Below are 25829 nucleotides of genomic sequence, written 5' to 3'. Positions count from 1 at the left end.
AAGAAAAGGGGGTGGGGGCGACGCGCCGCCCCCACCCCCCGAATCTGCGTCAGCTGGCAGAGCAAGAACCGAAGAAGACGGCCGTCATGGCGCCCATGACGTACTTGAACTGCTTGGCGCTGGTCTTGATCGCGCTCATCGGATCCTCCTTGTGTCGCTCCTGGTGGACGCGTGTTCCGTGCCCGGCGAGGGGCCGGTCCGCGCATCCCTGGGTGACAACACCCTGGCGCGATCGCGGTGCCCCGGGCAATGATCGGGTCCGTTCAACGGACCGGCGGAAGCGGAGGGCGTCACCACCGTTCTCGCAGATGAGCCGGGACGAACGGGGAGTTACGGACACCATCCGACCGATGGGGTGCGTTACGGAAGGGGGACCGCTCATGGCCAGATCCGGCACTGAGGGGCGGGGTGTACTGGAGGGTGCGTTCGCCCTCATGGAAGTGCTCGCGCACGGCGACGAGGTGGGCCTGACCAGGCTCGCTGCGGACGCCGAGCTGCCGAAGGCGACGGCGCACCGGCTGCTCGGGCAACTGGTCGCGCTGGGCGCCGTACAGAGCTCCGCGGGCCGCTACCGGCTGGGCCCGAGGACGTTCCGGCTGGGGCAGGCGTGGCATCCGGCGCGGGCGCTGCGGGCCGCGTCGGCCCGGCCCATGCGGGAACTCGCCTCCGCGGGCAACAGGTTGGGCGTGAGCCTGTCGGTGCCCGAGGCGGGGCACGCCGTCGTGGTCGGGAGTTCGCGCAGCGAAGTGGACGACGTCTTCTCGCTGCATCCCGGTGTGGTCCTGCCGCCCGGGAACGCGGCGGAGCTGATTCTCACGGCGTCCACTCCGGAGGCGGGACCGCCGCGGGGCTGGTCGCGGGCCGCGTGGTCGCGGGAGGCGGCGCGGGCCAGGGAGCAGGGCATGGCCTTCCAGTACGGGCAGTGCGTGAGTGCGCTGTCGTGCGTGGCGGCGCCGGTGTATTCGGAGGCGGGGCACGTGGTCGCGGCCGTGGCGGCCACCGCGCTGGACGGCAGGCAGATCGCGGTGCTGGGTGAGGCGGTGGTCCGTACGGCGTCGATGGTGAGCGCCAACCTGAGCAGGCTGCCGGCTCCCGCCGCCCGGCCCCGCCGCGAGTGGGAGCACGCCCGGACCGCGGCCGACCGGCCCCCGCACGCCGTGATGGCCCGGGGGCATTAGCACGCCGGCCGGTGGGGGAGGCGGAGGCCGTCCCCCACCGGCACACCGGTTCAGCGCAGGTCGAGGCGCATCAGGACCCGGGGGTGACCGGCCAGGACCGAGGTGGTGTCGGCGGCGTGCACGAAGCCGGCGCGTTCGAAGTTCTCGCGCAGGCCCGCGTACGCCATCGTCTGGTCGACCCGCGCGTCGCCGTTGTCGAGGGGATACGCCTCGATCGCGGGTGCGCCGTGGTCGCGGGCGAAGTCGACCGCACCGGCGATGAGGGCGTGCGAGACACCCTTCTTCCGGTGGCCCGGGCGTACCCGGATGCACCACAGCGACCAGACCGGCAGCTCGTCGACGTGCGGGATCGTGCGGCTGCGGGCGAAGGAGGTGTCCGCGCGCGGAGCGACGGCGGCCCAGCCTACGGGCTCGCCGTCCTCGTAGGCGACGACTCCCGGAGGGGTGCCGCCGCGGCACAGCCCGGCGACGTACTCGCCCCGGGCCGGACCACGCAGCTCATGGTTGAGTTTCGAAGGGATGCGGTAGCTGAGGCACCAGCAGACGTTCGCGTCGGGGGACTTCGGACCGAGCAGGGTAGGGACGTCCTCGAAGACCGACGCGGGGCGGACTTCCATGGTCATGGGACCACAGTGCCACGGGTGACGGCGGCCCCCGCCCGGCGGGAACGCCGGCCGACGACTTGTTCGACGTCGGTAGTATCCCTCGAACTTCCGCGCGAAGCGCGCTTTTCGAGAGGTTCCGACATGCCCGTGTCCCTTCCCTTCAGCGTGCTGTCCGATGCATTCGCCGCCGCTCCCCACCGCTTCTTCGCCCCGCTCAGGGAGCGGGCTCCGGTACACCACGAGCCGGCGATCGACAGCTACTTCGTCTCCCGGTACCAGGACGTGAAACGGATCCTGACCGACCACGAGGCGTTCACCACCGAGGTGTTCCAGGAGCGCGCCGAGCCGGTGATGCGCGGCCGGGTCCTCGCCCAGATGAGCGGAGCCGAACACACCGCCAAACGGAAGATCGTCGTACGCGGGTTCACCGGAGCGGCCCTCCAGCAGCAGATGCGCGCCATCCGCGCCAACGCCGCCGACCTCATGGCCCCGTTCCTCCGCCGGGGCCGGATGGACCTGGTCAACGACTTCGGCAGGCCGTTCGCCGTCCATGCGGCCCTGGACGTGCTCGGCCTCGACAGATCGGACTGGCGGCGGGTGGCCGACTGGTACGGCGGGGTCGCCGAGTTCGTCACCAGCCTGGCCCTCACCCCCGAGCGCCGCCGGCACTGCCTGAACTGCGCCGAGCAGTTGGAGGCCTACCTCGTCCCCGTCATCCGGGAACGGCGCAGCCGCCCCGGCGAGGACCTGATATCGACGCTGTGCACCGCCGAGTTCGAAGGCGTCGGCATGAGCGACCGCGATGTCACCGCGCTGATCCTCAACGTGCTCATCGCCGCCGCCGAGCCCGCGGACAAGACGATCGCGCTGCTGTTCAAGCATCTCATCGACCACCCCGAGCAGCTGGCGCAGGTCCGCCGGGACCCGGACCTGCTGGGCGCCGCGATCGCCGAGACCCTGCGCTTCACCCCGCCCGTCCAGCTCGTCCCCCGCCGGGCGGAGGAGAGCACCGTGATCGCGGGCACCACCCTCCCCGCCGGCGCCACCGTCTTCTGCATGATCGGTGCGGCCAACCGCGATCCGGCCGCGTTCGGCGCCCCGGACACCTTCGACATCCACCGCACCGACCTGGGCACGGCCCGTTCCTTCACCGCGGCCGCCCAGCACATGGCGTTCGGGACCGGGCTCCACCAGTGCGTCGGCGCGGCCTTCGCACGAGCCGAGATCGAGACCGTCGCCGCGATGCTCCTGCCCCTGCTGGACAAGGTCCGCTACAGCCCCGGCTTCCGCTACCGGGAGACCGGCCTGTACACGCGGGGCCCGGTCTCCCTGTCGCTGGACTTCACTCCCGTCCCCTGAAAGGGAACCTGCCGCGGCCGGCGCCCCTCTTGCACGACGGCAGCGGCCGGAACCGGCCACGCCCCGTACTCCCCCCGGCCCCGCAGGCCGGTTACGGACCACCCCCCACCCCCATAGGCGAAGACGACCATGACATCGACCGACATCACCAGAGCCCTCAACGACCTGCTGTTCACCCCCGGTCTCGACCTCACGGAAGCCGTGGACCGGCATTTCGCCCCCGACTACCGGCAGCGCACCGACGGCGTGTGGAGCGACCGGGCCTCCTTCGTCCAGCACATGACGCGTCTGCGCACCCTGGTCCGCAGCGGAACCATCGAGGTCCACGACGAACTGCGCGACGGGCCGCGCTACGCCGACCGCCACACCGTCACCCTCACCCAGCACAACGGACGCACCTCCCGCACCGAGGTCTACCTCTTCGCCCGGATGGCCCCCGACGGCCGTTTCCAGTCCGTCGAGGAGACCACCCTCCTGGTCACCGGCCACCCCGACGACAGGAACCTCGGCAGCCTCAAGTGACGTGCACAGGGGCCTGGTCAGGGCTTTGACGGAGAACACCGACCACTCATGAGAGCGCTCTCCACGCCGCCGACGACGCGGAGAGCGCCGGTGCCGGAGCAAGGAGGACGAAAACAACATGGTGTCCGTGGGAGAAAGACTCAGCAGGGCCCGAGTGCGGGCCTTCATCGGCCGTGACGAGGAACTCGAGCTCTTCGCAAGGGCGTTGGACGGAGACGTCCGGGCGCCCTTCGCGTTCTACGTGTGCGGGCCGGGCGGCATCGGGAAGTCCACGCTGCTGCGGCGGCTGGCCGACCACGCCCGTACGGCGGGCCGGCTGCTCGTCGAACTCGACGGCCGGTTCGTCAGCCGGGATCCGGCAGATTTCGAGCACGCCGCAGGGCCGTTCCTCGACGTGCCGGGCACGGTCCTGTTCGTGGACTCCTTCGACCACTGCCAGTGGCTGGAGAGCTGGCTGTGGCACCACTTCCTGCCCCGTGCCGCGGACGACACCCTCGTCGTGCTGGCCGGACGGCGCGCTCCGCAGCCACAGTGGACCGCCGACCCGGCCTGGTCCCGCCTCCTGCACGTGACCGAACTGGAGCCGTTCTCCGCGGAACAGGCCCTGAGCCTGCTGGTCGCGGCGGAGATCCGGCCCGAACTGCGCGACCGGGTGCTCCGCTTCGCCGGCGGCAACCCGCTGGCGCTGTCCCTCGCCGCCGCGGCGGGATCGGCGGGCTGCGCCCGGGAGGAGATCTGGGCCCCGTCGGCCGATGTCCTGCGCACCCTGCTGGCGGGGCTGATCGGCGAGGTCCCCACGGCCTCCCACCGCCGCGCCCTGGAGGTCGCGGCGCAGGCCCATTCGACGTCCGAGGAACTGCTGGCCGGCGTACTGCCCGGAGAGGACGCCCATCTGCTGTTCTCCTGGCTGCGGGACCTGCCGTTCATGGAGTCCACGCACCGGGGACTGCACCCGCACGACGCCGCCCGGGAAACCCTGGCCGCCGACCTGCGCTGGCGTGCCCCCAACGCGTTCGAGGCGATCCGCCGACGGCTGGCGGACGAATACCTGCGCCTCCTGCGCGAGGCACCCGAGGAACGGGTGTGGACCGTGACCGACGAGCTCTTCTACCTCTTCCGGGAGGGCGAGACCCTGTCCCGGCTGCGCACCTGGTCCCGCGAGGACGAGATGCACGACCGTCCTCTGCACCCGGAGGACCTGGACGTCGTGCTGCGGATGGCCGAGGAGACCGAGGGGCCGGCCTCGGCGGAGCTGGTCCGCTACTGGGCTCGGCGCCAGCCCCAGGCCTTCAGCGTCTACCGTCTCGTGGGCACGGGCCGGATCGCCGCCTTCACGGCCCGCCTCGTCCTGCCGTCCCCGCCCGACCCCGAGGACCTCGCCACCGACCCCGTGGTCGCCGCGGCGTGGCGGTACACCGATGCCACCGCCCCGGTGCGCCCCGGCGAGCACATCGGGATCAGCCGCTTCTCGGTCTACCCCGAGCGCTACCAGGTGCCCTCGCGGGTCATCGACCTGAGCAGCTCCCGGGCCCAGGCGGAGGCGGCCCGGGCCCGCGGCCGCGCCTTCGGCTTCGCCGTCTTCCAGGACGCCGAGACGTGGGCCGAGCGCGTCAGGGGCACCCTGTGCGACACCGGGGCGCGGCCCCGGGTGGGCGAGCACACGTACGGGCTGTTCGGCGTCGACTGGCGCGAGGTCCCGGTGGAGAGATGGCTCTTCCACTTCATATCGGCCCCCGACGCACCGGTCCCGGCCGCGCCGTCGGCCGTCTCGCGCACCGCCTTCGACCAGGCCGTGCGCGAGGCGCTGGCGCACTGGCGCGACCCGAGCGCCTTCGCCGCCTGCGTCCTGATGCGTACCCGGCTGGCGGCCGATCTCGGCGAGCCGGTCGAGGAGTTGCGGGCCCTGCTGCGCCGGGCCGTGGACGACCTCGCCGGTGACCCGCGCGGGGTGCGTGCCCGCGAGGCCCTGACGGCGGGGTACTTCTCCGGCGTGCCGACCCAGGAGGGCGCGGCCCGCCGCCTGGGCCTCCCGTACGGCACCTACCGCCGCCACCTGCGCCAGGGCCTGGACCTGCTCTGCGAGGCCCTGTGGCAGCAGGAACTGCAGGGCCCGCGCTAAGGGCTGTCCCGTAATCCCCGGCGGGCGCACGACGACAGCTACGGCACCTCGCTGCGTTGTCGGAACGCCCGAATACGCCCAGTATGAGGACGCCCCTCCGCCTTGCGATGCACCGCATCTGACGCCGCGCGCTGATCCACCGGGGATTACGGGACAGCCCTTAGGCCGGCTCTCCTTCGGACACAGCCCCTGGTCAGGCCCCGATGGACAGGTGCGGACAGCAGTGGACACACCCCGTCCCGGGCGGGCCTGGAGAGTGGACACCGGTCGGCGTGAGTCTGTGCGCCATGAACACAGGACGCGGCCGGCAAGCCCGGGCGGCCGCCCCGGCCCGCAGGCCGGAAGCGCGGCCGGTCTCCGGCCCGGGAGGTACGGGCGGAGTCCGGCCGGGCGGCGCAGCCGGCAACAGCCTGCCGGACGTCCGGCCGCTGGGCTCCGCCCGGGCCGCCGTCGGCCGGCGGCCCCTCCGGACCGGCCCCCTGCGCCCGGCCCCGCATCCGCCCGGCCGCGACCCGGCGCCGGATCCTCACCGCTGATTCGCCTCGAAGCCAACCACCGCCCCGCACATCCATCGAAAGAGATGTCGTCATGACCACTGCCAACCCGCCCTACCTGACCGGCCATTTCACTCCTGTCGTGGAGGAGGTCACGGCCACCGGCCTGACCGTCGAGGGCACTCTCCCGCCGGAGCTGTCCGGCCGCCTGCTGCGCAACGGCCACAACCCGAAGCCCGGCATCACCCCCACCCACTGGTTCAAGGGCAGCGGCATGGTGCACGGCATCCGCCTGCGCGACGGCCGCGCCGAGTGGTACCGCAACCGCTGGGTCCACACCCCCGCCCTCGACGGCGCCCCCTACATGACCGACAAGGGCCCCGACCTCACCGCCAGCGCCGCCGGCACCCACGTCATCGAACACGCCGGCCGGCTTCTCGCCCTGTGCGAAGCCAACCTCCCCTTCGAACTCGACGGCGAACTCCGCACCGTCGGCGCCTACGACTTCGACGGCAAACTCCGTACCGCCATGACCGCCCACCCCAAGGAGGACCCGGTCACCGGCGAACTCCACTTCTTCGCCTCGTCCCCCTTCCCCCCGTATCTGACCTACCACGTCGCCGACGCCACCGGCGCCCTCGTCCACACCGCCGAGGTCCCCACGGCCACCGCCGCCCTCAAGCACGACTTCGCCCTCACCCGCCGCCACATCGTCTTCATCGAGGGCAACGTCACCTTCGACCCCACCGAACACTCCGGCATCCCCTACGGCTGGAGCGACCACCAGCCCTCCCGCATCGGCGTCATGCCCCGCGGCACCGACGGACACCACCACATCCGCTGGTACTCCATCGAGCCCGGCAACATGCTCCACGTCTCCAACGCCTACGAGGACGGCCAGGGCCGCATCGTCCTCGAAGGCCCCACCGTCGACCGCGAGGGCTTCCGGCTCTCCTGGAACTGGTGGACCGGCGCCCCCGGCCGCGGCACCGAACCGGTCGCCCGCTCCTACACCCGCCGCTGGACCATCGACCAGACCGCCGGCACCGTCGACGAGCACATCATCGACGACCTGCCGGTCGAGTTCCCCACCCTCAACGAGGAGTACCTCGGCGCCGAGAACCGCTACCAGTACGCCATCGCCTTCCCCGACGAGAACGGCCTCGGCGGCTACGGCCTCGTGAAGTACGACCGCACCACCGGTGCCCGCCGCATGCACCAGGTCGGCGACGCCCGCCTGCCCGGCGAGGCCGTGTTCGTCCCCGCCGCCGGCGCCACCAACGAGGACGACGGCTACCTCCTCACCGTCGTCTCCGACCTCAAGCAGGACGCCTCGCAGCTTCTCGTCCTCGACGCCACCGGCCTCGGCAGGATCGCCACCGTGCATCTCCCGCACCGCGTCGCGGCGGGCCTCCACGGCTCCTGGATCCCCGACTCCCCCGCCACGGCCTGACACCCGGCCCGCACACGCGTCAGGGGCCGTTCCAGATTTCTCTGAAACGGCCCCTGACCTGCGACTCTCTCGAGTCGGGACGACAGGATTTGAACCTGCGACCCCTTGACCCCCAGATCGATGGGTCGGAGGAAATTTCGCAACATATGCCTCAATCTGGGGGCGCACAGCGTGCACATACGTACCGGCCGTGCGCCCACCAACGTGGGCGCTGGTCCCCAACTGGTCCCCAAGGAGCGCCACTCGGCCCTCGGGCCCGCCCCCCGTCACGGACGGCGCCCGGGTGCTTGTCGTTGCCGGTCTTCTGCACGGCGAGGCTCTGGGTTTCGCCAGCCCGGTGCTGCTGGTCCATGGGTGGTGGCAGGATGCTCGGTCATGGCAACGAGAGATGGCAGCGATGAGGCGTACGTCGTTGGGTTGTGCGAGCGGATCCTCGGGGAGAACGCCCTGACACAGCACAGGTTCGACTGGCTGCTCGGGGATCCCGGATCAGGCGGCCAACGAGTCCAACCGCCGGTCGACGCCTACTGGCCGGGCCATCAGCTGGTGGTCGAGTACCGCGAACTGCAGCACGACCAGCCGATGCCCCACTTTGACAAGCCGAACCGCCTCACCGTCAGCGGCGTCCACCGCGGCGAGCAGCGCGCCCTGTACGACGCCCGGCGCGATGAGCAGATCCCCGCGCACGGGCTGCGCCTGGTCCTCATCCGCCCCGCCGACCTGGATGCGGACGGCCGCGGACGACTGCGCCGCAACGAAGCGGCCGACCTGGCGGCACTGAAGAAGATCCTCGCCCGCGCCAGTGACGAGGACCGGGTTACCGACGCCTTCCGCACCTGGCTGCTGGCCGAAGGCTGGACACCCGTCGATCCCACGGACCGGTGGACCGACCTGGAAGCCCTACGCGGCTGGGAACGGCTGATCTGCGAGGCCAAGGGCCGCACCAGCGAGAAAGGCATCGACGCCGACATCGCCTATGGCCAACTGCTGCGCCGCATGACGAGCCAGGACCCGCACACGCGCTACGCCCTCGTCGTGCCGTCCTCCTCCCTCAAGGCCGCCGCACGCGTCCCGGCCCACGTCCGACAGCTCCTGCGCATCGGCGTCTACGAGGTGACGGATGACAACAGGGTGTGCCGGCTGACCGACTGATCGGTGCCGGGTACCGCGTCGGTTTCGGCTTCACCACCAAGGTGTCCTCCGAAGCCCACGCGCCGTGCGTTGCCACCTCGTTGTACGAACCGGACACCAGGCGTTGCGGCGCGGAGTTGCCGTCCAGGCCAGTAAAGTCGAGATCCGCCCGTGTGCTGGAGATCGCACCCCACCTGCCCTGCCTGGATGCGAGAATGCGGCTCTTGGCCGGAGAGTGCATTGGCTCAAAGTGGGGCACAAGCACCGACAAAGCGGGGGTCGCCATGGCGTTGGCCATGTGTCCACTGTGCAGCGACGATGAGGACATCGTGGTGGTCCGCACGTTCGACGGCGGACGTCGGCTCGTGAAGCACGGGTGCGGTTATGAATGGGAGCACAGGGAGCCCACCGTCCCGCATAGGGAGCCGCTCCGCTCCTTCCAAGACCTCAAGGCCCGTTTCCCGAACGCCGAGGATGTCGATCGCGAGCAGTTGGAGCGCGTGACCCGGCTGAAGGAGCAGTACCTCGCCGTCAAACCGGACCTCGACCCTGACGTGGCGGCCTACTGGGCGAAGTACCAGCAGATCTTCTCCCCCGACGGGCTGTGGACCTGCGACCCCAGAGCCCTGAAGGACTTCGCCAACTCCGAGGTCGGAGCCCGCCCCGGCAATCAGGCCACTTTCAACTCCGCGTGGAACGACATGGGCGACGCCGCGGCTGGGGAGGCGACCCGCCAGACGATCGAATACCTCCTGCACGGACCTTCCGACGTGCCGCTCGAAGACCGGCTTGAGCACCTGCTGTCCGGCACCAAGCCGTTCGCCATGACCGGCTTCAAGGAAGCCCTCCTCACGAGGGTCCTCTGCGTGACGTACCCCGACCGCTTCCTGACGATCCTGAAATACACGACCGAGGCCGGCGGCAAACGCGAGATCGCGAGGATGGTCTACGGCCTGGAGCTGCCGTCCCCCGAGTCGGTGAACTGGACCCGCGGCCGGCTCATCCTGTGGAGCAACGACCTCCTTCTCGACCTCGCCGGCGAGGGCTTCGCCAACCGACAGCACGCCGCCGCGTTCCTGTGGTGGGCCAAAGATCAGCCCGGAGGGCGACGGGCAGCTTGACCAGGGTTCCGTCGACCTTGGCCACGCACGGCCCCCTGGCCACCTTCCACGCCTTCGAAGCTGGGACGGCCTCCGCGGGGCCATAGGTCTGCACGTCGTCGGCGTAGGTGAACGGCGAGAACGCCACGTCACCACGCACAACGCCGGGCATACCCTGCGTGGTCCTCAACTGGTCCCCACCGACCTGGCCGCGCTCCACCGTCAGACGGTCGGTGAGCCGTAGCCGCCTCGACCAATCCTCGAGCTGCCACCCCTCGTTGCGGCGGTCTGCAGAGACCATCCAGTTTCCAGGCTTGGGGGACTCTTCTGATGGGTGCGTCCAGCCTCATCGCGCTCCATCGCAGAAGAGGAACGGACGTCCTGTGAGCAGTGCTCGCGCTGGCGGGCGGGTGCAGCCTGCTCGTTCTGGTGACCCTAAGCGGGTCGGCCCTTACCGGATCATCGGCCGCCTTGGCTCGGGCGGCATGGGTACGGTTCACGCGGGCCTCGATCCGATTGGACTGCGGGTCGCCGTCAAGGTCGTCAACGCCGCGCAGGCCGAGGACCCCGAGTTCCGCGCCCGCTTTCGCCGTGAGGTCCAGCTCTCCGCCCGCGTCCAAGGACCGTGCCTCGTACCCCTGCTCTCGGCCGACCCTGACGCCGAGACCCCGTGGCTGGCCACGACCTACATCCCAGGCCCGACCCTCAACCAGCACCTGACCGCCCACGGTCCGCTCACCGGCGGTACCCTCTACGCCTTCGCCACTGGCACCGCCCAGGCCCTCGCGGCCATCCACGCCGCCGGTGTCGTCCACCGGGACGTCAAACCGCAGAACGTCATCCTCAACCCCGTGGGGCCCCGCGTACTGGACTTCGGCATCGCTCACGCCGCTGACGGCACGTCCGTCACCCGAACCGGCGTGATGACCGGCACCCCTGGATGGATCAGCCCCGAGCACTACCGCACCGGCACCGCTGGCCCCGAAGGCGACGTGTTCGCCTGGGGAGCTCTCGTCGCATACGCCGCCACCGGCCGCCTGCCGTTCGGCACAGGATCCCCCGACGTGGTCGCCTACCGCATCATGTCCGCCGAACCAGACCTCGACGGCCTCCCCGAGGGACTGCGCGGAACCGTGGAGAAAGCACTCACGAAAAACCCCGGCGAGCGGATCAACTCCCACTCGGCAGCGGAGGAGTGTGCCCACCTCCTCTCCACTCAGGCAACCCAGGTACTTATCGTCGACTCAGGGCTGGAACCGACCACGGTCCGCGACTTCGTGGCCACCGAGTGGCACGTGCCCGGCGCGGAGGACCCCGCCTGGCAGGCCCCTGCCGCGTCGGCCCGCAAGCGCACGCTCATCGTCCTCGCCGCCGCGGCGGCCGCCGGCGCTGCCGTCGCGGGCGGCATCGTCGCCTTCGACTCCAAGGGCCAGGTTGACCCGGACGCCAATTCAAAAGCTACGGTCAGCTCTGCGGCTCCCTCCAGCGGACCTGCCGCAGCCACGGCTTCCTCCACCCCGAGAGTAATCGGGACCGCGCCTCCGGTCGATCCACGAACCATCAAGGTCCCCATGGATCCACTGGCAGGAGTGCCCCACCCCGCCTACACCCGAGCCGGTGACGAGTCCCAGCCGCACCCCGACGCATGGCGGACCAGCACGCGCGCCAGCTCTCCCCAGGAACAGGCCGCTGAGCAGGCGATCCGCGACCACATGACATCCATGCTGGCCACCAAGGACATGGACTTCATGAAGCCGACGATCACGTTCAACCAACGCGCTCAGACGGTGATCGTGACCGGCGGACCAGTCCCCCAACTTCCCGAGAACTACCAGGACGTATTCCGCCGGGTCGGGCACATGGCCGCCTGCACGGCCCTCGCCCACCGACTCAAGGACAGCCCCACCACCTGGCCCTACGGCCGCTTCTCCATCCACTGGAAGACATCCGACGCTGACACCGAGGCAGCCGCCCTCGGCTACGGAGAGGCCACCAACGGCTGCTTCACCGAGATCGCCGGCCAATGGCACGGCGACGAATCCGGCATGGCGACCGCGGAACTCCCCAGCAGCGACAAGGTAGAGATCCGCGTCGCCGACGCCACGGTCAAAGCCATCACCGCCGCCTGGAACGCCAACACCCCAGAGACAAACGAAGCCCCCCTCAGCACAGGCGACGGCATCAACCTGGGCTTCGACCCCGTCGAAAACGCCGCGTACGTATGGACCGACGACCCCAACAACCGTTTCGCCAACCGCGCTGCTCAATCCAACCTCAAAGGCGCCGTGGAAGAGGCCGTCTGCCGCAAACTCAGGGCAGAGTTCAACAGCAACAAGAGCTGGAACTACACCCGCTGGACCGTCGCCGTCTACGACGCGTACACGAACGGACGCCGGTTCATCGGCTCAGGTACCTGCACGCCGTGAGCCTGTCGATGCAGCATCCCCGCGCTGCCCATTGCCAACTGCACGGGGTTCGCAGGGTGTTGCCGACGGGCTATCGTGCAAGTCCAAGGTGCGCGTTGGAGATGCAACGTGAGAGGCGGCCTGATGAGTGGGCGTGCTATTGCTTGCTGGGGTGCAGCTGCGACCGCAGTGCTGGCAGGAATTACAGCTGCTGTGATCAATGAGCTGCATGGGGGCTGGCCATGGTGGGTGGCTGCCGGGTTGGCTGTGCTCAGTTCGGCCGCGGTCTCTGGCTGGTTGGCATGGCATTCATCGGGGCCATCGACGGTGTTGGGGCCGGGGGCGGTCAAGGCAGGTCGTGACATCAAGGGGTCGGTGTCGACGACCGTCTCGGGCGTGCCGTCCGGAGGAGAGCATGGCAGCCCGTCAGGAGCCGGTGCGGTAGAAGCGGGCCGTGACATCGAAGGCGATGTCACGTCTCGGACGCGGTTCGCGCCCGGTGAGTTGTCGGGGCCCGCCGAGTGAACCGGGCGTGGGCCATGGGGCCGGGGGCGGTCAAGGCAGGTCGTGACATCAAGGGGTCGGTGTCGACGACCGTCTCGGGCGTGCCGTCCGGAGGAGAGCATGGCAGCCCGTCAGAAGCCGGGTCCGTGCAGGTCGGTCGTGACATCAAGGGGCCGGTCACCATCACGATCGTCAACGGATCGTTCGACCGGCTGGCGGACTCGGTCTTCGACGTGTCTCCATTGGCGGAGGCGCTCGACCTTGCTCACTTCACGGGACGCAACTGGTTGATCACGCAGATCGATCAGGCAATCGCTACGCAGGACCGCGGATACATCGTGGTTCAGGCCGAGGCCGGCGTCGGGAAGAGCAGCCTGGCCGCTCGTCTGGTATGGACCCGGCCGTGCGCGTATCACTTCACCCGGATAGAGGGCGCTCGGTCCCCCGTACAGGCGCGGCGCAGCATCGCGGCCCAACTGATCGGGTGGTGGGGTCTGGCCGCAGAGCTGTGCCCAGGCGACATGTTCCCGCAAGGCGCCGACCGTCCCGACTGGCTGGGCAAGGTGCTGCGCATGGCAGCGGCGAAGCGCGACGAGCAGCAGCCCGATGTCCCTTTGGTGATTGTGGTCGACGGCCTGGACGAGGCTGACCCTCCAGCCCCTGGTCAGGACACAGGTGTTCCCCTGGGACTGCCCCGGCCTGAGCACCTTCCGAAGGGGGTGTACATCGTGGCCACAAGCCGGTTCGGAGTGCCCCTCTCCGCGCTGCGCGGCCGGGTCGCGTGGCACGAGATCCTTGTTGATGGCCCGGATAACCTCGCTGACATGCGCAGCTACATCTCCGACGCGGCTAGGGGGCCTCGGGCTCAAGAGCAGCTTGTCGACGTCCTGGCCGAGAACAAGGTTCCGACGGACTTGTTTGTCGACGCGCTCGTTCAGCGGTGTGCCGGAGTATGGATCTATCTGCGGTATGTGCTCGACGACATCATCAGCCGTAGACGGAAACCAGGCGACCTGGACAATCTGCCCGACGACGTCGCAGCCTACTACCTGGAGCAGATCCAGGATTGGCAGGAAGGCGCGTGCGACTGGGCCGGCGTCGGACAGGCGGTCCTGGCCACGCTAGCCGCAATTCAGCGACCGGTCACGCGAGCCGAGCTGGCGGAACTTGCCGGGGTGAACGATAGGGAAGGGCTGCGCCCCTGGTTGGACAACCTGCTACGGCCGTTCCTTAGCGTGACTCGCGACACCGCGCAGGGTCGACTGTACGCGATTCGCCATCAGAGCTTCCGAGACCTTCTTGAGGCTCCGCCTCATCTCGACGAGCGCGACGCTGGAATGCGTGAAGCCCTGCACGAGGCGCTTATCGCGTCTCACGTACGCATTACGAGTGGCCTGGTCCCAGCCGGGTCCGTTGGGAACCGTGACTGGGCTTCGGCAGGCCCGTACTGCCGGACCTCGCTGGCCTGGCATGCCGCTTCTGCCGGCGTACTGGACGAGTTGATCACTGACCCAGGCTTCCTGCTCATTACCGACCCGTCAGCCCTGCTTCGCCAAAGGCCCACCGTGGCATCCCCACAGGCACTGGCGGGCATCGCCGCCTACGAACTCGCGTTCAGGAACTGGGCTCAGGAGTCGAGTGACGACCGGCGTCTGTGGTGGCTGCACGTATGGGCACACAAGGTCCGCTGCCACACGCTGGCAACCGCCGCGGCGATCGGCCAGGACTGGTCATGGCGCCTACACGCCGCGATCTGGGTCGGCACCAGCCACCGGACCCTGGACGGACATACGTACGGGTTGATCGCGGTGTGCGTGGTGCCCGACGCTACTGGGCGCAATCTCCTGGCGGTTGCAGGGGATGAGACAGTGTGCCTGTGGGACCCCACCACTGGAGCGCCTGTCGGGGAACCCATCGCATGTCACCACTCGGTTTCTGCGTTGTGCGCGGTTCCCGATGGTGCTGGGCGCACCCTGCTGGCCAGCGCCGGCCCGGATCAGACCGTACGCCTATGGGATCCAGCAACCGGAGCGCAAGTTGGAGAGCCCCTGAGCGGTCACACCGACTCGGTGTTCGCCTTGTGCGCGGTTCCCGATGGTGCTGGGCGCACCCTGCTGGCCAGCGCCGGCCCGGATCAGACCGTACGCCTATGGGATCCAGCAACCGGAGACCTCCTTAGTGCGTTCGTGACGGGCCACACCTGGGGGGTGAGCCAGTTGTGCGCGGTTCCCGATGGTGCTGGGCGCACGCTGCTGGCCAGCGCCGGCCGGGATCAGACCGTACGCCTATGGGATCCAGCAACCGGAGCGCTCGTGGGTACGCCTCCGACCTCTCGCGACATGGTGTTCGCGTTGTGCTCGGTACGCGACGGAAGTGGGCGCGCGCTCCTGGTCACTGGCGGCAGAGACACCTCCGTGCAATTGTGGGACCCTGCGACCGGGGATCCGATCGGAGAGCCCTTCACGGGTCACACCAACTCAGTGCAAGGACTCTGTGCGGTTCTTGACGGCAACGGACGTACCCTCCTGGCCAGCGTCGGCGACCGCACTGTGCGGTTGTGGGATGTCAACGCCGCAGCCCCAACAGGCGAACCCCACGGTCACAGCGACTCCGTGTACGCGGCGTGTGCTGTGACCGATCGCGCTGGACGCACCCTGTTGGCCACCGCGAGCGGAGACGGGACGGTCCGATTGTGGGACCCAACCATGGGCTGTCTGGTCGGAGAGCCCCTCGCGGGCCATACCGACGCGGTATCCGCCGTGTGCGAAGTGCCCGACGGCAGCGGGGGGACTCTCCTTGCCAGCGGCAGCCGAGACGGAACCGTGCGTTTGTGGGATCCGGCCACAGGTAACGAGGTGGGAGAACCCCTCCCGGCTAGTTCCGGCGCAGTGTTCGCGCTGTGCGCGGTGCCCGATGGTACTGGCCGCACGCTGCTGGTCAGCGGGGGCCGGGATCACGCAGTGCGCCTGTGGGATCCAGCCACCGGGCACCTCGTGGCTGAGCTTGCTACTGGCCACACATGGGGGGTGAGCGCGATGTGCTCGGTACCCGACTCCAGTGGACGCACCCTCCTGGCTACCGCCAGTGATGACAAGACAGTGCGTCTGTGGGATGTGGCAACTAGCCGCCTGGTCGGTATGCCGCTCACAGGCCACGCCAGAGCGGTAAATGCAATTTGTGCGATTCGCGATGATGCTGGACGCACACTGCTGGCAACGGCCAGCGAAGGTGAAGTGTGGCTGTGGGATCCGAGCACGGGGAACCGGGTTTGTGAGCTCTTGACAGGCTACAGCCTGGCGGTGCGTGCGTTGTGCGCAGTGCCCGACGGCACTGGACGCACGCTGCTGGCCAGCGCCATCTCCCTGGCCGTGTGTTTGTGGGATCCGAGCTCCGGAGACCCGGTTGGTGAGCTCCTCATCGGCCACACCGACTGGGTGCATGCCCTCTGTGCGGTGCCTGACAGTTCCGGACGCACCCTACTAACCAGCAGCGGCGCCGACCACGCCGTACTGCTGTGGACACCAACAGCAGCCGACACCAGGATGTGACGCACCAGTCCGAAAACCCCTACCAGCAAGAACTGGGTCGCCATCTCACCCCGTGTCGCCACCGCCCTCCAACCACACCCTCACCCGGGCCCAGAAGCGAAACGACTGACGGGCCCGGCTGGAACGGCTGCGACCGCCACGCGACTACATCCAGCGCCTCCACGAAGCCCTCAACCAGCTTCGCTCCCCCACCCCGACCGGCTTCTACCCCACCACGGAGCAACCCCGAAGCGGGCGTGCGACCACACTGCGACCACCAGCATTCCGGGCACGAAGGAGGCCGTCCTCCCATGGATGAGGGAACGGCCTCCGACCTGCGTAAACGTTGGTCGGGACGACAGGATTTGAACCTGCGCCCCCGTGATCCCCCAGTGCCATCGCGCACACCGTGTGGCCCCCATCCGCCCAGCTCTGTTCGGTCATCAGGGACTCGGCGAAGCGAGGCTGCATGGACCAATCGCGTTGCGGCAGCCCACGGATACGGTTTCCGGGTACGGGACCGGCGGGGCGGCCCTCGACAAGGCACCCCCGCGTCGGCCTACCGGCCGACGGTGCTCCAGTCGGCGGGGGCGGGCGGCACCGAGCGGCCTGCGGCGTGCTCGCGGAGGCGGCGGGTCAGTTCCGGCAGGTCGTACGCCGGGAAGCTCACCTGGAGCAGCTGTAGGCGGAACTGCGATGGCAGCTCCTCCTGGAACATCGCCACGTCCATCGGTTTGACCGTCACGTCCCACGCGTCCGGAGCCGCCCAGTGCGTCATCCGCACGTAGAACGCGTCCCGCGGGCCGGCGTTCGCCACGGCCGAGAGGAAGGCGAGGCCACTGTCGACCAGAAAGTCGATGAGCATCCAGCCGCGCCTGGACTCCACCCACTCCGCCATGTGCGGCAGCTTCTCCGGCCAGTCCGCGTTGCTCTCGCCCACGTCCTGGCAGCAGGTGAAGGTGTCGAACCCGCACTCCCACATCGCCTGGATCGTGGATGCGAGCTGCTCGTCGATCTCTGCGTGCCGATCGCCCACCCGGACGCGAACGGTGGGGTGGGTGCCTTCGTAAGACGTCATCGGGCGAGCATAAGAGCGGGGTACGACAAGTCTGCCGTAGCCCCCAGAGGCTGTACGCGATCGGCCTCCCACCGACATGGGCAGCCAGCCCCAAATCCCTTCGGTGATCACCTTTTGGAATGGCTATGTCGGGGCCCTCCAACCTGGCATACGATCCGAATCGAAACACCTGTGACGTGGGGCTGGTTACAGGTCGTATTCGCCGAGGGGACACATCAGATGTCGTTGGAATCTGTTGACGAGGCCAGTACCGAGGAGCTTCGCCAGATTGAGCGGGAGAAGCGCCGACAGCGACGGCTCGCCCGGGAGAGAGGCGAGGTACCTGCTCTTCGAGCTCGTCGCAGAGTAGTCAATCCCAGCGATCTCGGCGTGACAGGTGCTACACCGGATGCCCCGCCTGCACCGTTGGTGCTGCCCGCGCGCCTCGTCACGATCCTGGATCGTGTCGGCGGAGAGGCCGGGGTTGCGGACATGTTCCACGACGTACTCATGCAAGCCGGCGGCCTGCGCGATCCGATGGAGTACGTCGCCAACGCCGTACGGGAAAGAATCTCCGCCGCCTTCCCGGCCCTCGGTGCCCTCGCCCATCTTGCCGATCTCACGACGGCGGGGATGCCTGTGTTCAGCGACGACGAATCGCTGCGGGCGGAAGCCATTCTCACCGGCCGCCTTCCCGCTCCCCCGGTGGATCCCTCCAAGCCGGACTCATGGCAGCTGCTCCTGGAGGCTCACGAGGCGGGTACCCGTGCCGTCCTCTCCAAAGGGGCGTGGCGCCGCGTCGTGCATACGCTGCCACTGGCCGTTGTAGACGACCTCATCGACTCCGGGAAGCTCGACGCACGGGCCGACCTGGCCAGCTGGCCGGACCGCGACGACCGCTCCCGCTATGTAACGGCCCGCGTGTCGCCGGGCGCACTCGACGCCTCCGACATCAACGCCCTCGCATGGACGAGTGAGCAGCGACGGCGCGCCGTGGTGGAGGGGGCCGAGGTCCTTCCCATCGATGGGCGGCACGACGAGTGGAGTCTGCGTGCGGCACTGCTCACCGGTGACGTCAATGCGCTCGACAAGGTCGGGCCGCTCGGCGACACGCAATTCCCACCAGATCTGTCCCGGCTGGTCCGCTCGCTTCAGGCCGTACGCCGCGGAGCTGCCGTGGGACCAGAGCTGGGACATGAACCGGGACTGTTCTTCCTACTGGAGGACTGTCTCCCGCATGATCGCCTGGTGTCCGGCTCGTCCAAGTTCCACTACTGGGCCGGCACGCGGCGCCTGTACCGGCTACTCGACGAGGCTCATTGGGCCATGGCAGCTGAACCCGACATTGCACCGGACGTCCTGCGCAGCGTGGTGGAGCAGGCGATCGCTCTACGCAACGAGAAAGAGGGAGCAGGAGCCGGCAAAGCGGACCGGGAAGCACGCGCGGTGTTGGCGTATGTCTACTTCCTGACTGCTCGTCCGGGAGACCGGGACAGACTGGACCGGGCTGTCGGGCTCCTGGAAGAGGTACTCATACGCGGTACTCGGCGTCGCGGAGGCGTGGACCCTCAGGCTCGCCGACGCATGATCCTGCTCAGCGATCTGCTGCAGGCTCTGCGTCAGAAGTCGAGACCTCACGACGTCCTCAACCCGTATCTGGCCCTCTCCGTCGAGCACGGTTCGTCCGAGTGGCGCCACGGCTGGCGAAATCTGCGCGGTCAAGTCCCCGCCGAGCAGTTGGAGTACATCAACAACGCCAAGGACCGAGTCCAGCGACGCGAGATGGCCGGGCGAATGGGCAGGGAGGCTGAGATTCTGTACGAGCTTCCCCTGGACGAACAATTCCTGTGGATCCCGCGCGTCCACTCACCCGTACTCCAACCGCGGATGCGCCCCATGGAACGCCGCACGGACCCAAGCACATCCGAAGAACGGAACTGGACCGCATCCGAAGCAGCTCGGGACATCATCAGCCGCAGCAAAACATGAGGAAAGACCACTGATGGGCAGCAGAAACAACAAGCAACCCCTCAACCCCATCCCCGAATTCCAGGGAGTGCGCTCCCGTCCCAGGCCCGGTGTCGCCCGGGACCAGCCGAAGGCGCACGGGCAACAGCCCCAGTCGCCGGGCCGACGAGCCGCATCCGACGCCAGGACGGACACGGCCACGCAACAGACCTTCAGGAACCGGGACCGTGACGTTGCGGAGGAACACGACGGACTCACTCCCGTGGTGGGCGACACACTCGCCGACCCCGGCGCGCTCTTCGAGAAGCTGACCGTGAAGTTGGCCTCTCAGGTGGACAAGGCAGCCTCCAAGGCCGGACTGAAAGCATCACAGGAGCTGTCCCGCAAGCTCACCGAAGAGCTCGACGACGCCATCCGCGTGGCCATGTCCACCGCCGACAAGGTGGGCACACTGGTGCGTCAAGCTGTCCAGGCAGCGGTGGACGACACACTGCGGACCGCTGTGCTCGACGCCACTCGCGTCCGCGACCAACAGCTCGCGCAACTCGCGCTCATCGATCGCACCGTATGGGGCACCGACGACATCGCAGCTGTGCGCCTGCGCGTCGACGCCGAGATGAAGCGGGCGGGACTCACTCGCCTGACGACGCCAACCAACCTGACGCCGTTCGACGTCGTGGACTCGGAGGAGCACAACCACGCCGCCAGCTACGAGGTTCTGTCACCGGCGTACGTCGAGACGGTGACTGGCCGCGTCGTCCAGCGCGGCGCAGTACGGCGGCTGCCGGCAGACGGCACTGGCGAGTCGAAGGGCAGAGGATGACGTTCGGGATCGACTTCGGCACCAGCAACTCGGTCGTCGCACGCTGGACGGGGCACGGCACTGAGGTGATCCGGGTGGACAGCGGGGGCCTGCCCGCCGAGTGGAACCGCCCTGGGTTCGACGAGCTGTTCCCCTCAGTGGTCTCCATTCGCGACGTGCCGCGAACACTGTGCTTCGGATGGGCCGCGAAGTGCAGTACGGCAACACCACAGGACGCGGTCAAGCGCATGCTCGCTTCCAGGCCGAGGGCCTCCTCCGAAGAAGACGAGAGCGCACGCCTCTCCGTGCCGGAAGAACACAACGTCTGGCTGGGCGACGAGCCCTATCGGAGTACGACGGTAGCGGCTTCCCTGTTCGACCAGATGCGGGCCGGGGTCCGCCGTAATCTTCGGGAGATGGACGAGGCCGTCGTCACTGTCCCCGCCAATGCGACCGGCGCGGCCCGCTACCGAACCCGGGCCGCAGCCCGCCTGGCCGGCATCAAGGTGAAGGCTCTCATCAACGAGCCCACCGCGGCGGCCATCAGCTACGCCCACGACTACCCCGGCGAAGGATGCTTCCTCGTCTTCGACTGGGGCGGCGGCACCATCGACATCACGGTTCTCGAGCACTACGACGGCATTTTCGACGAGATCGCCTCACGAGGGATCACGGCCCTCGGCGGACTCGAATTCGACGAGGCGCTGGTGAAGCTCGTGCTGCCCAAGCTCGGTACGAGGCCTGAGCACCTCACGCGCGCCGAAGCCCTTCGCTGGCGCCGTCATGTAGAGCTCACCAAGATCGCACTGTCCCAGCCAGGCACCACGGAGGTCCTCTTCGAGCCGCCCGGCGGCGGCCGCGCCGTGGTCATCCACCGCGAGGAGTTCGAGCAGGCCGTCGAACCTCTTGTACGGCGAGCTCTGGTGCCGCTGGAGGAGTGCCTCAACGACGTGGGGCTCTCCCCCGGCGCGCTCGACGCCGTGCTGATGATCGGTGGAACTTCGCAGATCCCGATGGTCCGGCGCGAGGTCGAGGCGGCACTGGTCCGGGATGTCGTCGACGCGCGTCTATGCAACCCCATGACGGCAGTCGCCCGCGGAGCCGCGATCACAGCAGCCGAGATCGACGGCCTGGTCCCGGGGACCACCATCTCGGTGGCCGCCAGCCATGATCTGGGGCTCGCCTTCCAGGCTGGCGGCCGTCGCGGATTCGCCACGTTGATCCCGCGCTACTCCACCCTGCCCGCACGCGGCAGCCGCAGTGCAATGCCCGCCGTTCGCGGTGCATCAAGAGTCGTCCTTGAAATCGTCGAGGGCGACAGCGCCCGTGCCGCCGATGACGAGCGCACGTTCCCGCTCGCACGGCTCGAACTGCCCGTACCCCAGCCCGCGGCCGATCCCTCAACCAATCTCTTCGACGTCGACTACCGGTACGACCGCGATGGAATCCTCAAGGTCCGAGCCGTTCTTCGGCACGGGGGCCGCGAGATCCTCAACGAGGAACTCGACTGCTTCGGACCCGACGGAACGCCCATCGAGCAGGGCCTCGACCGTGAGTTGGAACGGCTGCTCCGACGGATCACAGAGCCGGCTCCCGACAGCAACGCGAGGAAGGCCGGTGGGTCCCAGGCGGACGCCGAACCACAGGTGGAAGAACCCAGGCCGGCTACTGCGGCTCTCGTCGTCGACGGCAGAGGAGTCATGACGGCAGGGCGCACCCCGGCATCACGGCGACCGCCAAGCTATAGGCTGCTCACCTCCGCACTCGCAGCGATCGGACAGCGCTTCCCTGACCGGCGCATTGTCACGGTCATCGGCACGGATGTGTCCGAGGCGGTCGAGCACCACGAACGGGACCTACTGGATCAGGCCATCGCCCAAGGGAACGTAATCGCCGTTTCCTCGACGTCCTCGCATGCGGTACTCAACGTCGCGGGGCAACTCAACGCACCGGTGGTATCGATGGAGAACCTAACGCGGTTCCGCACCCCCTATCCCTGGCTCGCAGAGAAGGGGCGCTTCATCCAGATCGCCTGGGTGGACAGGCTCTGGCTGTTCCCCTGACCGTCTGGCGGGGCTGGCGGGGCACCGCCGGGTGGCTACCACCACCGAGCAGCGAGCGCGCTCCAGGCCGTTGCAGAAGCGGAGCGGCCGTCAAGGTGGCCCGGCGCCGCGCGATGCGCTGCTGGTTCTGCACGCTGTGCAGAACCCTGGTCGGGTCGGCGATGTAGACAGCGAATTGCGCCCGCTGGAGCTTGTCCGAGTCGAAGGTGGAGATGAACTGAAGTCCCTCCTGCTCGGCCACCTCGGCAGCAAGCCGCAGCAGCAGATGCGGCCGCTTAGGGCCTGACAGGTGGCGGCGGGCGTCATCGCCGCCACCTCGGGAGAGCGCCGCATGGCACGGAGCTCAGACCATCAGCGCACGGGCCATGGTGACGAGCACCGCGAGCAAGGTGAGAGTGCCTCCGAACGCAACGCCCGCACGGGTGAGGGCAGCGGCTGTCGTCGCCCCGTCCGAGCGAGCGAGGAGGGCCGCCACCGCGCCTGCCAGCACAGCGAGAACCATGGATACGGTTACCGCCACGATGGTCAAGGTGGCTAGGAACGCAGGGGACATCGGGAACTCCTTCGTCAGTGCGGATCTGCCTGCACAACAGACTCTGGCGATATCCGTGTTCATCGTGGTTCGGCTGAACGAGAATGAACGGCAGCGAACGGCGCCCTCGCGCCGACAGAGCCCGGTGGAGGACCACACGTGGAGAGCGGCGTGACAGCCGATGCGAAGCTGGCAGCGTTGCGGGAGCAGCTCAGAGATCTGCGCGGGCGAGCCGGGCTGACGATGTCCGACCTTCACGTACGCTCGCGGCTCGGGCGCACAACGGTCAGTCAGGCCCTGAACGACGGCGCGTCCTGCCCGTCATGGGTGACGGTTGCCGCGCTTGCAAAGGCGATGAAGGCTGCTCCCAGCGTGATCGATGCGCTGCACGAGCTGTGGAAGGAAGCCCAGCCGTCGGCACCCCGTTCACAGCAGCATGTGGTGCGGCCGCGGACCGCCATCGGTGACCAGCTCATTGCAGACATCGACCCGCAGGCCCTCGAAGTGCACCCGGCGGTGCTGGCTGCCCCCGATCCTGGTGGCTATCCCTTCCTTCCCACCTACCTGAGCAGAGCTCACGATGCCGAGCTGCGCTCATATCTCAAGTCGGCGCTGCAGGGCGGGGTATCGGTGCTGGTGATGCTGACAGGAGACTCGGCCACCGGGAAAACCCGCGCCCTGTACGAGGCCCTGGGCGAGGTCGCGCCACATCGGAGGCTCTTACGGCCCTCCACGTCGGGTGACCTACTCTCCATCCTGCTGGAAGGCCGCTTCGAACCCGACACGGTGCTGTGGCTCAATGAGTCGCAGCGCTTCTTCTACGGTCACGATGCCGAGCAGACAGCCGCGGAGCTACGTCGGCTTCTGGTCACGACCTCACGTCTCGTGGCCGTGGGTACCTTGTGGACCGACCCGTACTGGGAGGAACTCACACGCCCCGGTCGTGCGGGAGATCCCCACGGGCAGGTCCGGGGACTGCTCGACTGTTCCGCAACCCGCCGCATCATGGTGCCCGATCACCTTTCTGATGCCGAACTCCGACAATGGCGCACCACGGCACATGCCGAGGAGGAGCACGGTGACCGGCGCCTCATCGATGCCCTCAGGGCAGGAGCCGCCGACGGCAGCGTCGTACAGCACCTCAGCGGAGGTCCCGCGCTTCTCGCTGCGTATCGAAGCGGACCGGGAAGCCACTTCAACCACGTGGAGCACGCCATACTCGGAGCAGCCCTCGACGCCAGGCGCCTCGGACACCGGAGCCCGCTTCCGGGGGAACTGCTCGCAGACGCTGCGGACGGCGCACTGCACCCGCGTCGGCGCCCGAGCGGTGAGACCTGGGCCGAGGATGTCTTGAAGGCCTTGAGCACAGGTGAACGAGGCGACGGCCGGCGTACCGACATCCGCCACACTCTGACCGCGATGCACACACCACTCTCGCGCTCCGGCGACCAAGCCGTCTACGAACCGGCCGACTATCTCGTCCAGCATGTCGGTCACCAGCGCGCCGACCGGCCAGGGGCCCCCTCGCTATGGCGCGCCCTGGTGCAGCACACCACGGACGCGGACGACCTCGTCGAGCTCGGGACATCGGCGGCGAACCACGGCTACTTGCGACAGGCAGCCCTCCTCTGGCGCAAGGCGGTCCTGGCCGGCCACCCCACCAGCGGCTACGTCCTGGCCGAACTTCTGGACGAAGCCAACGATCCCCATCAACACGGCAGTCTGTGGGTCGCTGGCCACGCCGTCCTGCACGACCCGGATGGTGTACGCAACCTGTTGGACGTCCTCCACCAGACGCAGCGGTCCGCGGCGATCGACGTACTGATGCAAAGGCATCCTGAGACCCATGTCGACTGCGATGACGCGGAGTCGATCGCCTACCTCCTCGAGAGCCTTTCCGCGGCCGATCTCCACGCGGCGGCAGCCGAGCTCGCCGCACGGGCAGCGGGCGGTGCAGACGCAACTGACCCCGGATCCATCGTCGATCTGTTGGAGGCGCTGCGCGACCTGGGATACGACCGCGCATACCGAGTGCTGGCGGTTCGCGCTTCCCGCGAAGCCGATGCGACGGAGGCTGCATTCTCACCGGCGCTGTTGGCCGAGCTGACCGCTCACAGTCCCGCTGACGCCACTGTGCTGGCTGCGCGCGCCATAGCGGAAATCGACATCCGTGACGCCAATGACGTGACGAATCTGCTTGACGCATTCAAAGATCTGGACCTGCGGGACTCAGTGACCGGCCTGCTGCGCCGCGCCCCCGAGACGCATGTCGACCTCAGTGACCCCGAGGCAGTCGTCCGGCTCATCGAAACCCTGGAGGAACTCGAACAGACTCAGGCTGTTCGCACTCTCGTCGACCGGGACCTCGCGGGCCACGCAGACCTCACCGACCCGGACAGCGTGCCCGCGCTGCTCAGCCTTCTGATGGAGTACGAACAGTCGACGGACGTCATGGCAGTGGCCGCCCGCGCGGCAAGCGAGACCGACATCTCCCACCCGGGGTCCATCGCGGAGCTGCTCGAGTTCCTGCATCAACTCGGCATGGAAGCCGAATTGGCCACTCTGCTCGACCGCGATGTCTCTCGTCACACCGATGTTCACGATCACGAAGGCGTCGGGCGGCTGCTGGTCGTCCTCAAGGAGATGGACCAGGGCCAGGCGGTAGGCCTGCTTGCGCAACGTGCCGCAGCCGATGCCGATGCCACCGACCCGGACGGCGTCGCATGGCTGGTGGAGTACCTGCAAGAGGTCGGTCAGGACGAAGCCGCCGGGATGCTGCTCAGTCGTGTCCCGGTTCAGGACAACGACGAGACGCCCCTCGGCCCAGCCGACAGCGCGTGGGGCTGCGATCTCGACGGCAGCCCTGCCGGGCGCTGGACGTGGGACGACCTGAGTCTGAATGAGGGCCCCACCCAGTAGCGGGACCAGACCCGATGACCACTACCCGGCCCACTCGGCCTGCGGGTGCGCCACCTAGTCGGAACCGTCCTCAGTCCGTGTACCGCCAGCA

The 25829-nt window shown here is 68.6% G+C and carries 16 protein-coding genes; 13 read left to right on the top strand and 3 right to left on the bottom strand.

From position 1 onward, the window contains the following. The first annotated feature begins 380 nt into the window (after nt 1-380). The gene (locus NRK68_RS28890) at nt 381-1178 is read left to right on the top strand and encodes an IclR family transcriptional regulator (protein WP_183063959.1); all 798 of its coding nucleotides are present in this window, start codon (nt 381-383) and stop codon (nt 1176-1178) included. A gap of 50 nt (nt 1179-1228) precedes the next feature. Here NRK68_RS28890 and NRK68_RS28885 read toward each other — a convergent pair whose 3' ends face one another. After that, nucleotides 1229-1801 (bottom strand): GNAT family N-acetyltransferase, encoded by a 573-nt coding sequence (locus NRK68_RS28885; protein ID WP_257857175.1) that lies wholly within the window; start codon nt 1799-1801, stop codon nt 1229-1231. Between the two features lie 123 nt (nt 1802-1924). Between NRK68_RS28885 and NRK68_RS28880 the strand changes: the two genes are divergently transcribed. The 8 genes from NRK68_RS28880 to NRK68_RS28845 all read left to right on the top strand — a co-directional run bounded on the left by NRK68_RS28880 (nt 1925) and on the right by NRK68_RS28845 (nt 16418). Then, nucleotides 1925-3142: a cytochrome P450, cyclodipeptide synthase-associated gene (locus NRK68_RS28880; protein WP_183063957.1), complete on the top strand. Its 1218-nt coding sequence runs from the start codon at nt 1925-1927 to the stop codon at nt 3140-3142. 129 nt (nt 3143-3271) lie between these two features. Next, on the top strand, nt 3272-3664 hold the full coding sequence (locus tag NRK68_RS28875) for a nuclear transport factor 2 family protein (RefSeq protein WP_257857174.1): 393 nt from the start codon (nt 3272-3274) through the stop codon (nt 3662-3664). Between the two features lie 127 nt (nt 3665-3791). Continuing rightward, nucleotides 3792-5783 carry an ATP-binding protein gene (locus tag NRK68_RS28870; protein ID WP_257857173.1) on the top strand — a complete coding sequence of 664 codons (1992 nt, stop codon included), beginning with the start codon at nt 3792-3794 and terminating at the stop codon, nt 5781-5783. 588 nt (nt 5784-6371) lie between these two features. After that, entirely contained in the window at nt 6372-7730 is a 1359-nt protein-coding gene (locus NRK68_RS28865) for a carotenoid oxygenase family protein (RefSeq protein WP_257857172.1), read from the top strand. A gap of 375 nt (nt 7731-8105) precedes the next feature. Next, entirely contained in the window at nt 8106-8882 is a 777-nt protein-coding gene (locus tag NRK68_RS28860) for a hypothetical protein (RefSeq protein ID WP_257857171.1), read from the top strand. Nucleotides 8883-9190: 308 nt separating this feature from the next. Continuing rightward, entirely contained in the window at nt 9191-9982 is a 792-nt protein-coding gene (locus NRK68_RS28855; RefSeq protein WP_257857170.1) for a hypothetical protein, read from the top strand. 362 nt (nt 9983-10344) lie between these two features. Then, a complete protein-coding gene (locus tag NRK68_RS28850) occupies nt 10345-12387 on the top strand; it encodes a serine/threonine protein kinase (protein ID WP_257857169.1) in 2043 nt (680 codons plus the stop codon). A gap of 563 nt (nt 12388-12950) precedes the next feature. Continuing rightward, nucleotides 12951-16418: a hypothetical protein gene (locus tag NRK68_RS28845; RefSeq protein ID WP_257857168.1), complete on the top strand. Its 3468-nt coding sequence runs from the start codon at nt 12951-12953 to the stop codon at nt 16416-16418. A gap of 538 nt (nt 16419-16956) precedes the next feature. Here NRK68_RS28845 and NRK68_RS28840 read toward each other — a convergent pair. Continuing rightward, nucleotides 16957-17475, bottom strand: a complete 519-nt coding sequence (locus NRK68_RS28840; RefSeq protein ID WP_257857167.1) for a hypothetical protein — start codon at nt 17473-17475, stop codon at nt 16957-16959. 405 nt (nt 17476-17880) lie between these two features. On the opposite strand from NRK68_RS28840, the gene NRK68_RS28835 reads away from it, so the two are divergent. From NRK68_RS28835 to NRK68_RS28825, 3 genes are all read left to right on the top strand, one after another. Next, nucleotides 17881-19443, top strand: coding sequence for a hypothetical protein (locus NRK68_RS28835; protein WP_257857166.1), 1563 nt, complete (start codon nt 17881-17883; stop codon nt 19441-19443). Between the two features lie 244 nt (nt 19444-19687). Further along, on the top strand, nt 19688-20245 hold the full coding sequence (locus NRK68_RS28830) for a hypothetical protein (RefSeq protein WP_257857165.1): 558 nt from the start codon (nt 19688-19690) through the stop codon (nt 20243-20245). Beyond that, nucleotides 20242-22287 carry an Hsp70 family protein gene (locus tag NRK68_RS28825; protein WP_257857164.1) on the top strand — a complete coding sequence of 682 codons (2046 nt, stop codon included), beginning with the start codon at nt 20242-20244 and terminating at the stop codon, nt 22285-22287. Before NRK68_RS28830 ends, NRK68_RS28825 begins: the two co-directional genes overlap by 4 nt. A gap of 343 nt (nt 22288-22630) precedes the next feature. Here NRK68_RS28825 and NRK68_RS28820 read toward each other — a convergent pair whose 3' ends face one another. Next, complete coding sequence (locus tag NRK68_RS28820; protein WP_257857163.1) at nt 22631-22840, bottom strand: hypothetical protein; 210 nt, start codon at nt 22838-22840, stop codon at nt 22631-22633. A 150-nt stretch (nt 22841-22990) separates the two neighbouring features. Here NRK68_RS28820 and NRK68_RS28815 point away from each other — a divergent pair, with 150 nt between their 5' ends. Next, entirely contained in the window at nt 22991-25738 is a 2748-nt protein-coding gene (locus NRK68_RS28815; RefSeq protein ID WP_257857162.1) for a helix-turn-helix domain-containing protein, read from the top strand. The last annotated feature ends 91 nt before the right edge of the window (nt 25739-25829 follow it).

The organism is Streptomyces yangpuensis (genome assembly GCF_024666385.1).
In the GTDB taxonomy this organism is placed as follows: domain Bacteria; phylum Actinomycetota; class Actinomycetes; order Streptomycetales; family Streptomycetaceae; genus Streptomyces; species Streptomyces yangpuensis.
The sequence above is the reverse complement of the archived record's forward strand: the minus strand, read 5'-3'. Positions and strand labels throughout refer to the sequence as shown.

Bases quoted from the DNA above. Each gene is read 5' to 3' on its own strand.
- NRK68_RS28890 (WP_183063959.1), top strand. From the start codon at position 381: ATGGCCAGATCCGGCACTGAGGGGCGGGGTGTACTGGAGGGTGCGTTC.
- NRK68_RS28885 (WP_257857175.1), bottom strand. From the start codon at position 1,801: ATGACCATGGAAGTCCGCCCCGCGTCGGTCTTCGAGGACGTCCCTACC.
- NRK68_RS28880 (WP_183063957.1), top strand. From the start codon at position 1,925: ATGCCCGTGTCCCTTCCCTTCAGCGTGCTGTCCGATGCATTCGCCGCC.
- NRK68_RS28875 (WP_257857174.1), top strand. From the start codon at position 3,272: ATGACATCGACCGACATCACCAGAGCCCTCAACGACCTGCTGTTCACC.
- NRK68_RS28865 (WP_257857172.1), top strand. From the start codon at position 6,372: ATGACCACTGCCAACCCGCCCTACCTGACCGGCCATTTCACTCCTGTC.
- NRK68_RS28860 (WP_257857171.1), top strand. From the start codon at position 8,106: ATGGCAACGAGAGATGGCAGCGATGAGGCGTACGTCGTTGGGTTGTGC.
- NRK68_RS28840 (WP_257857167.1), bottom strand. From the start codon at position 17,475: ATGACGTCTTACGAAGGCACCCACCCCACCGTTCGCGTCCGGGTGGGC.
- NRK68_RS28825 (WP_257857164.1), top strand. From the start codon at position 20,242: ATGACGTTCGGGATCGACTTCGGCACCAGCAACTCGGTCGTCGCACGC.
- NRK68_RS28820 (WP_257857163.1), bottom strand. From the start codon at position 22,840: ATGTCCCCTGCGTTCCTAGCCACCTTGACCATCGTGGCGGTAACCGTA.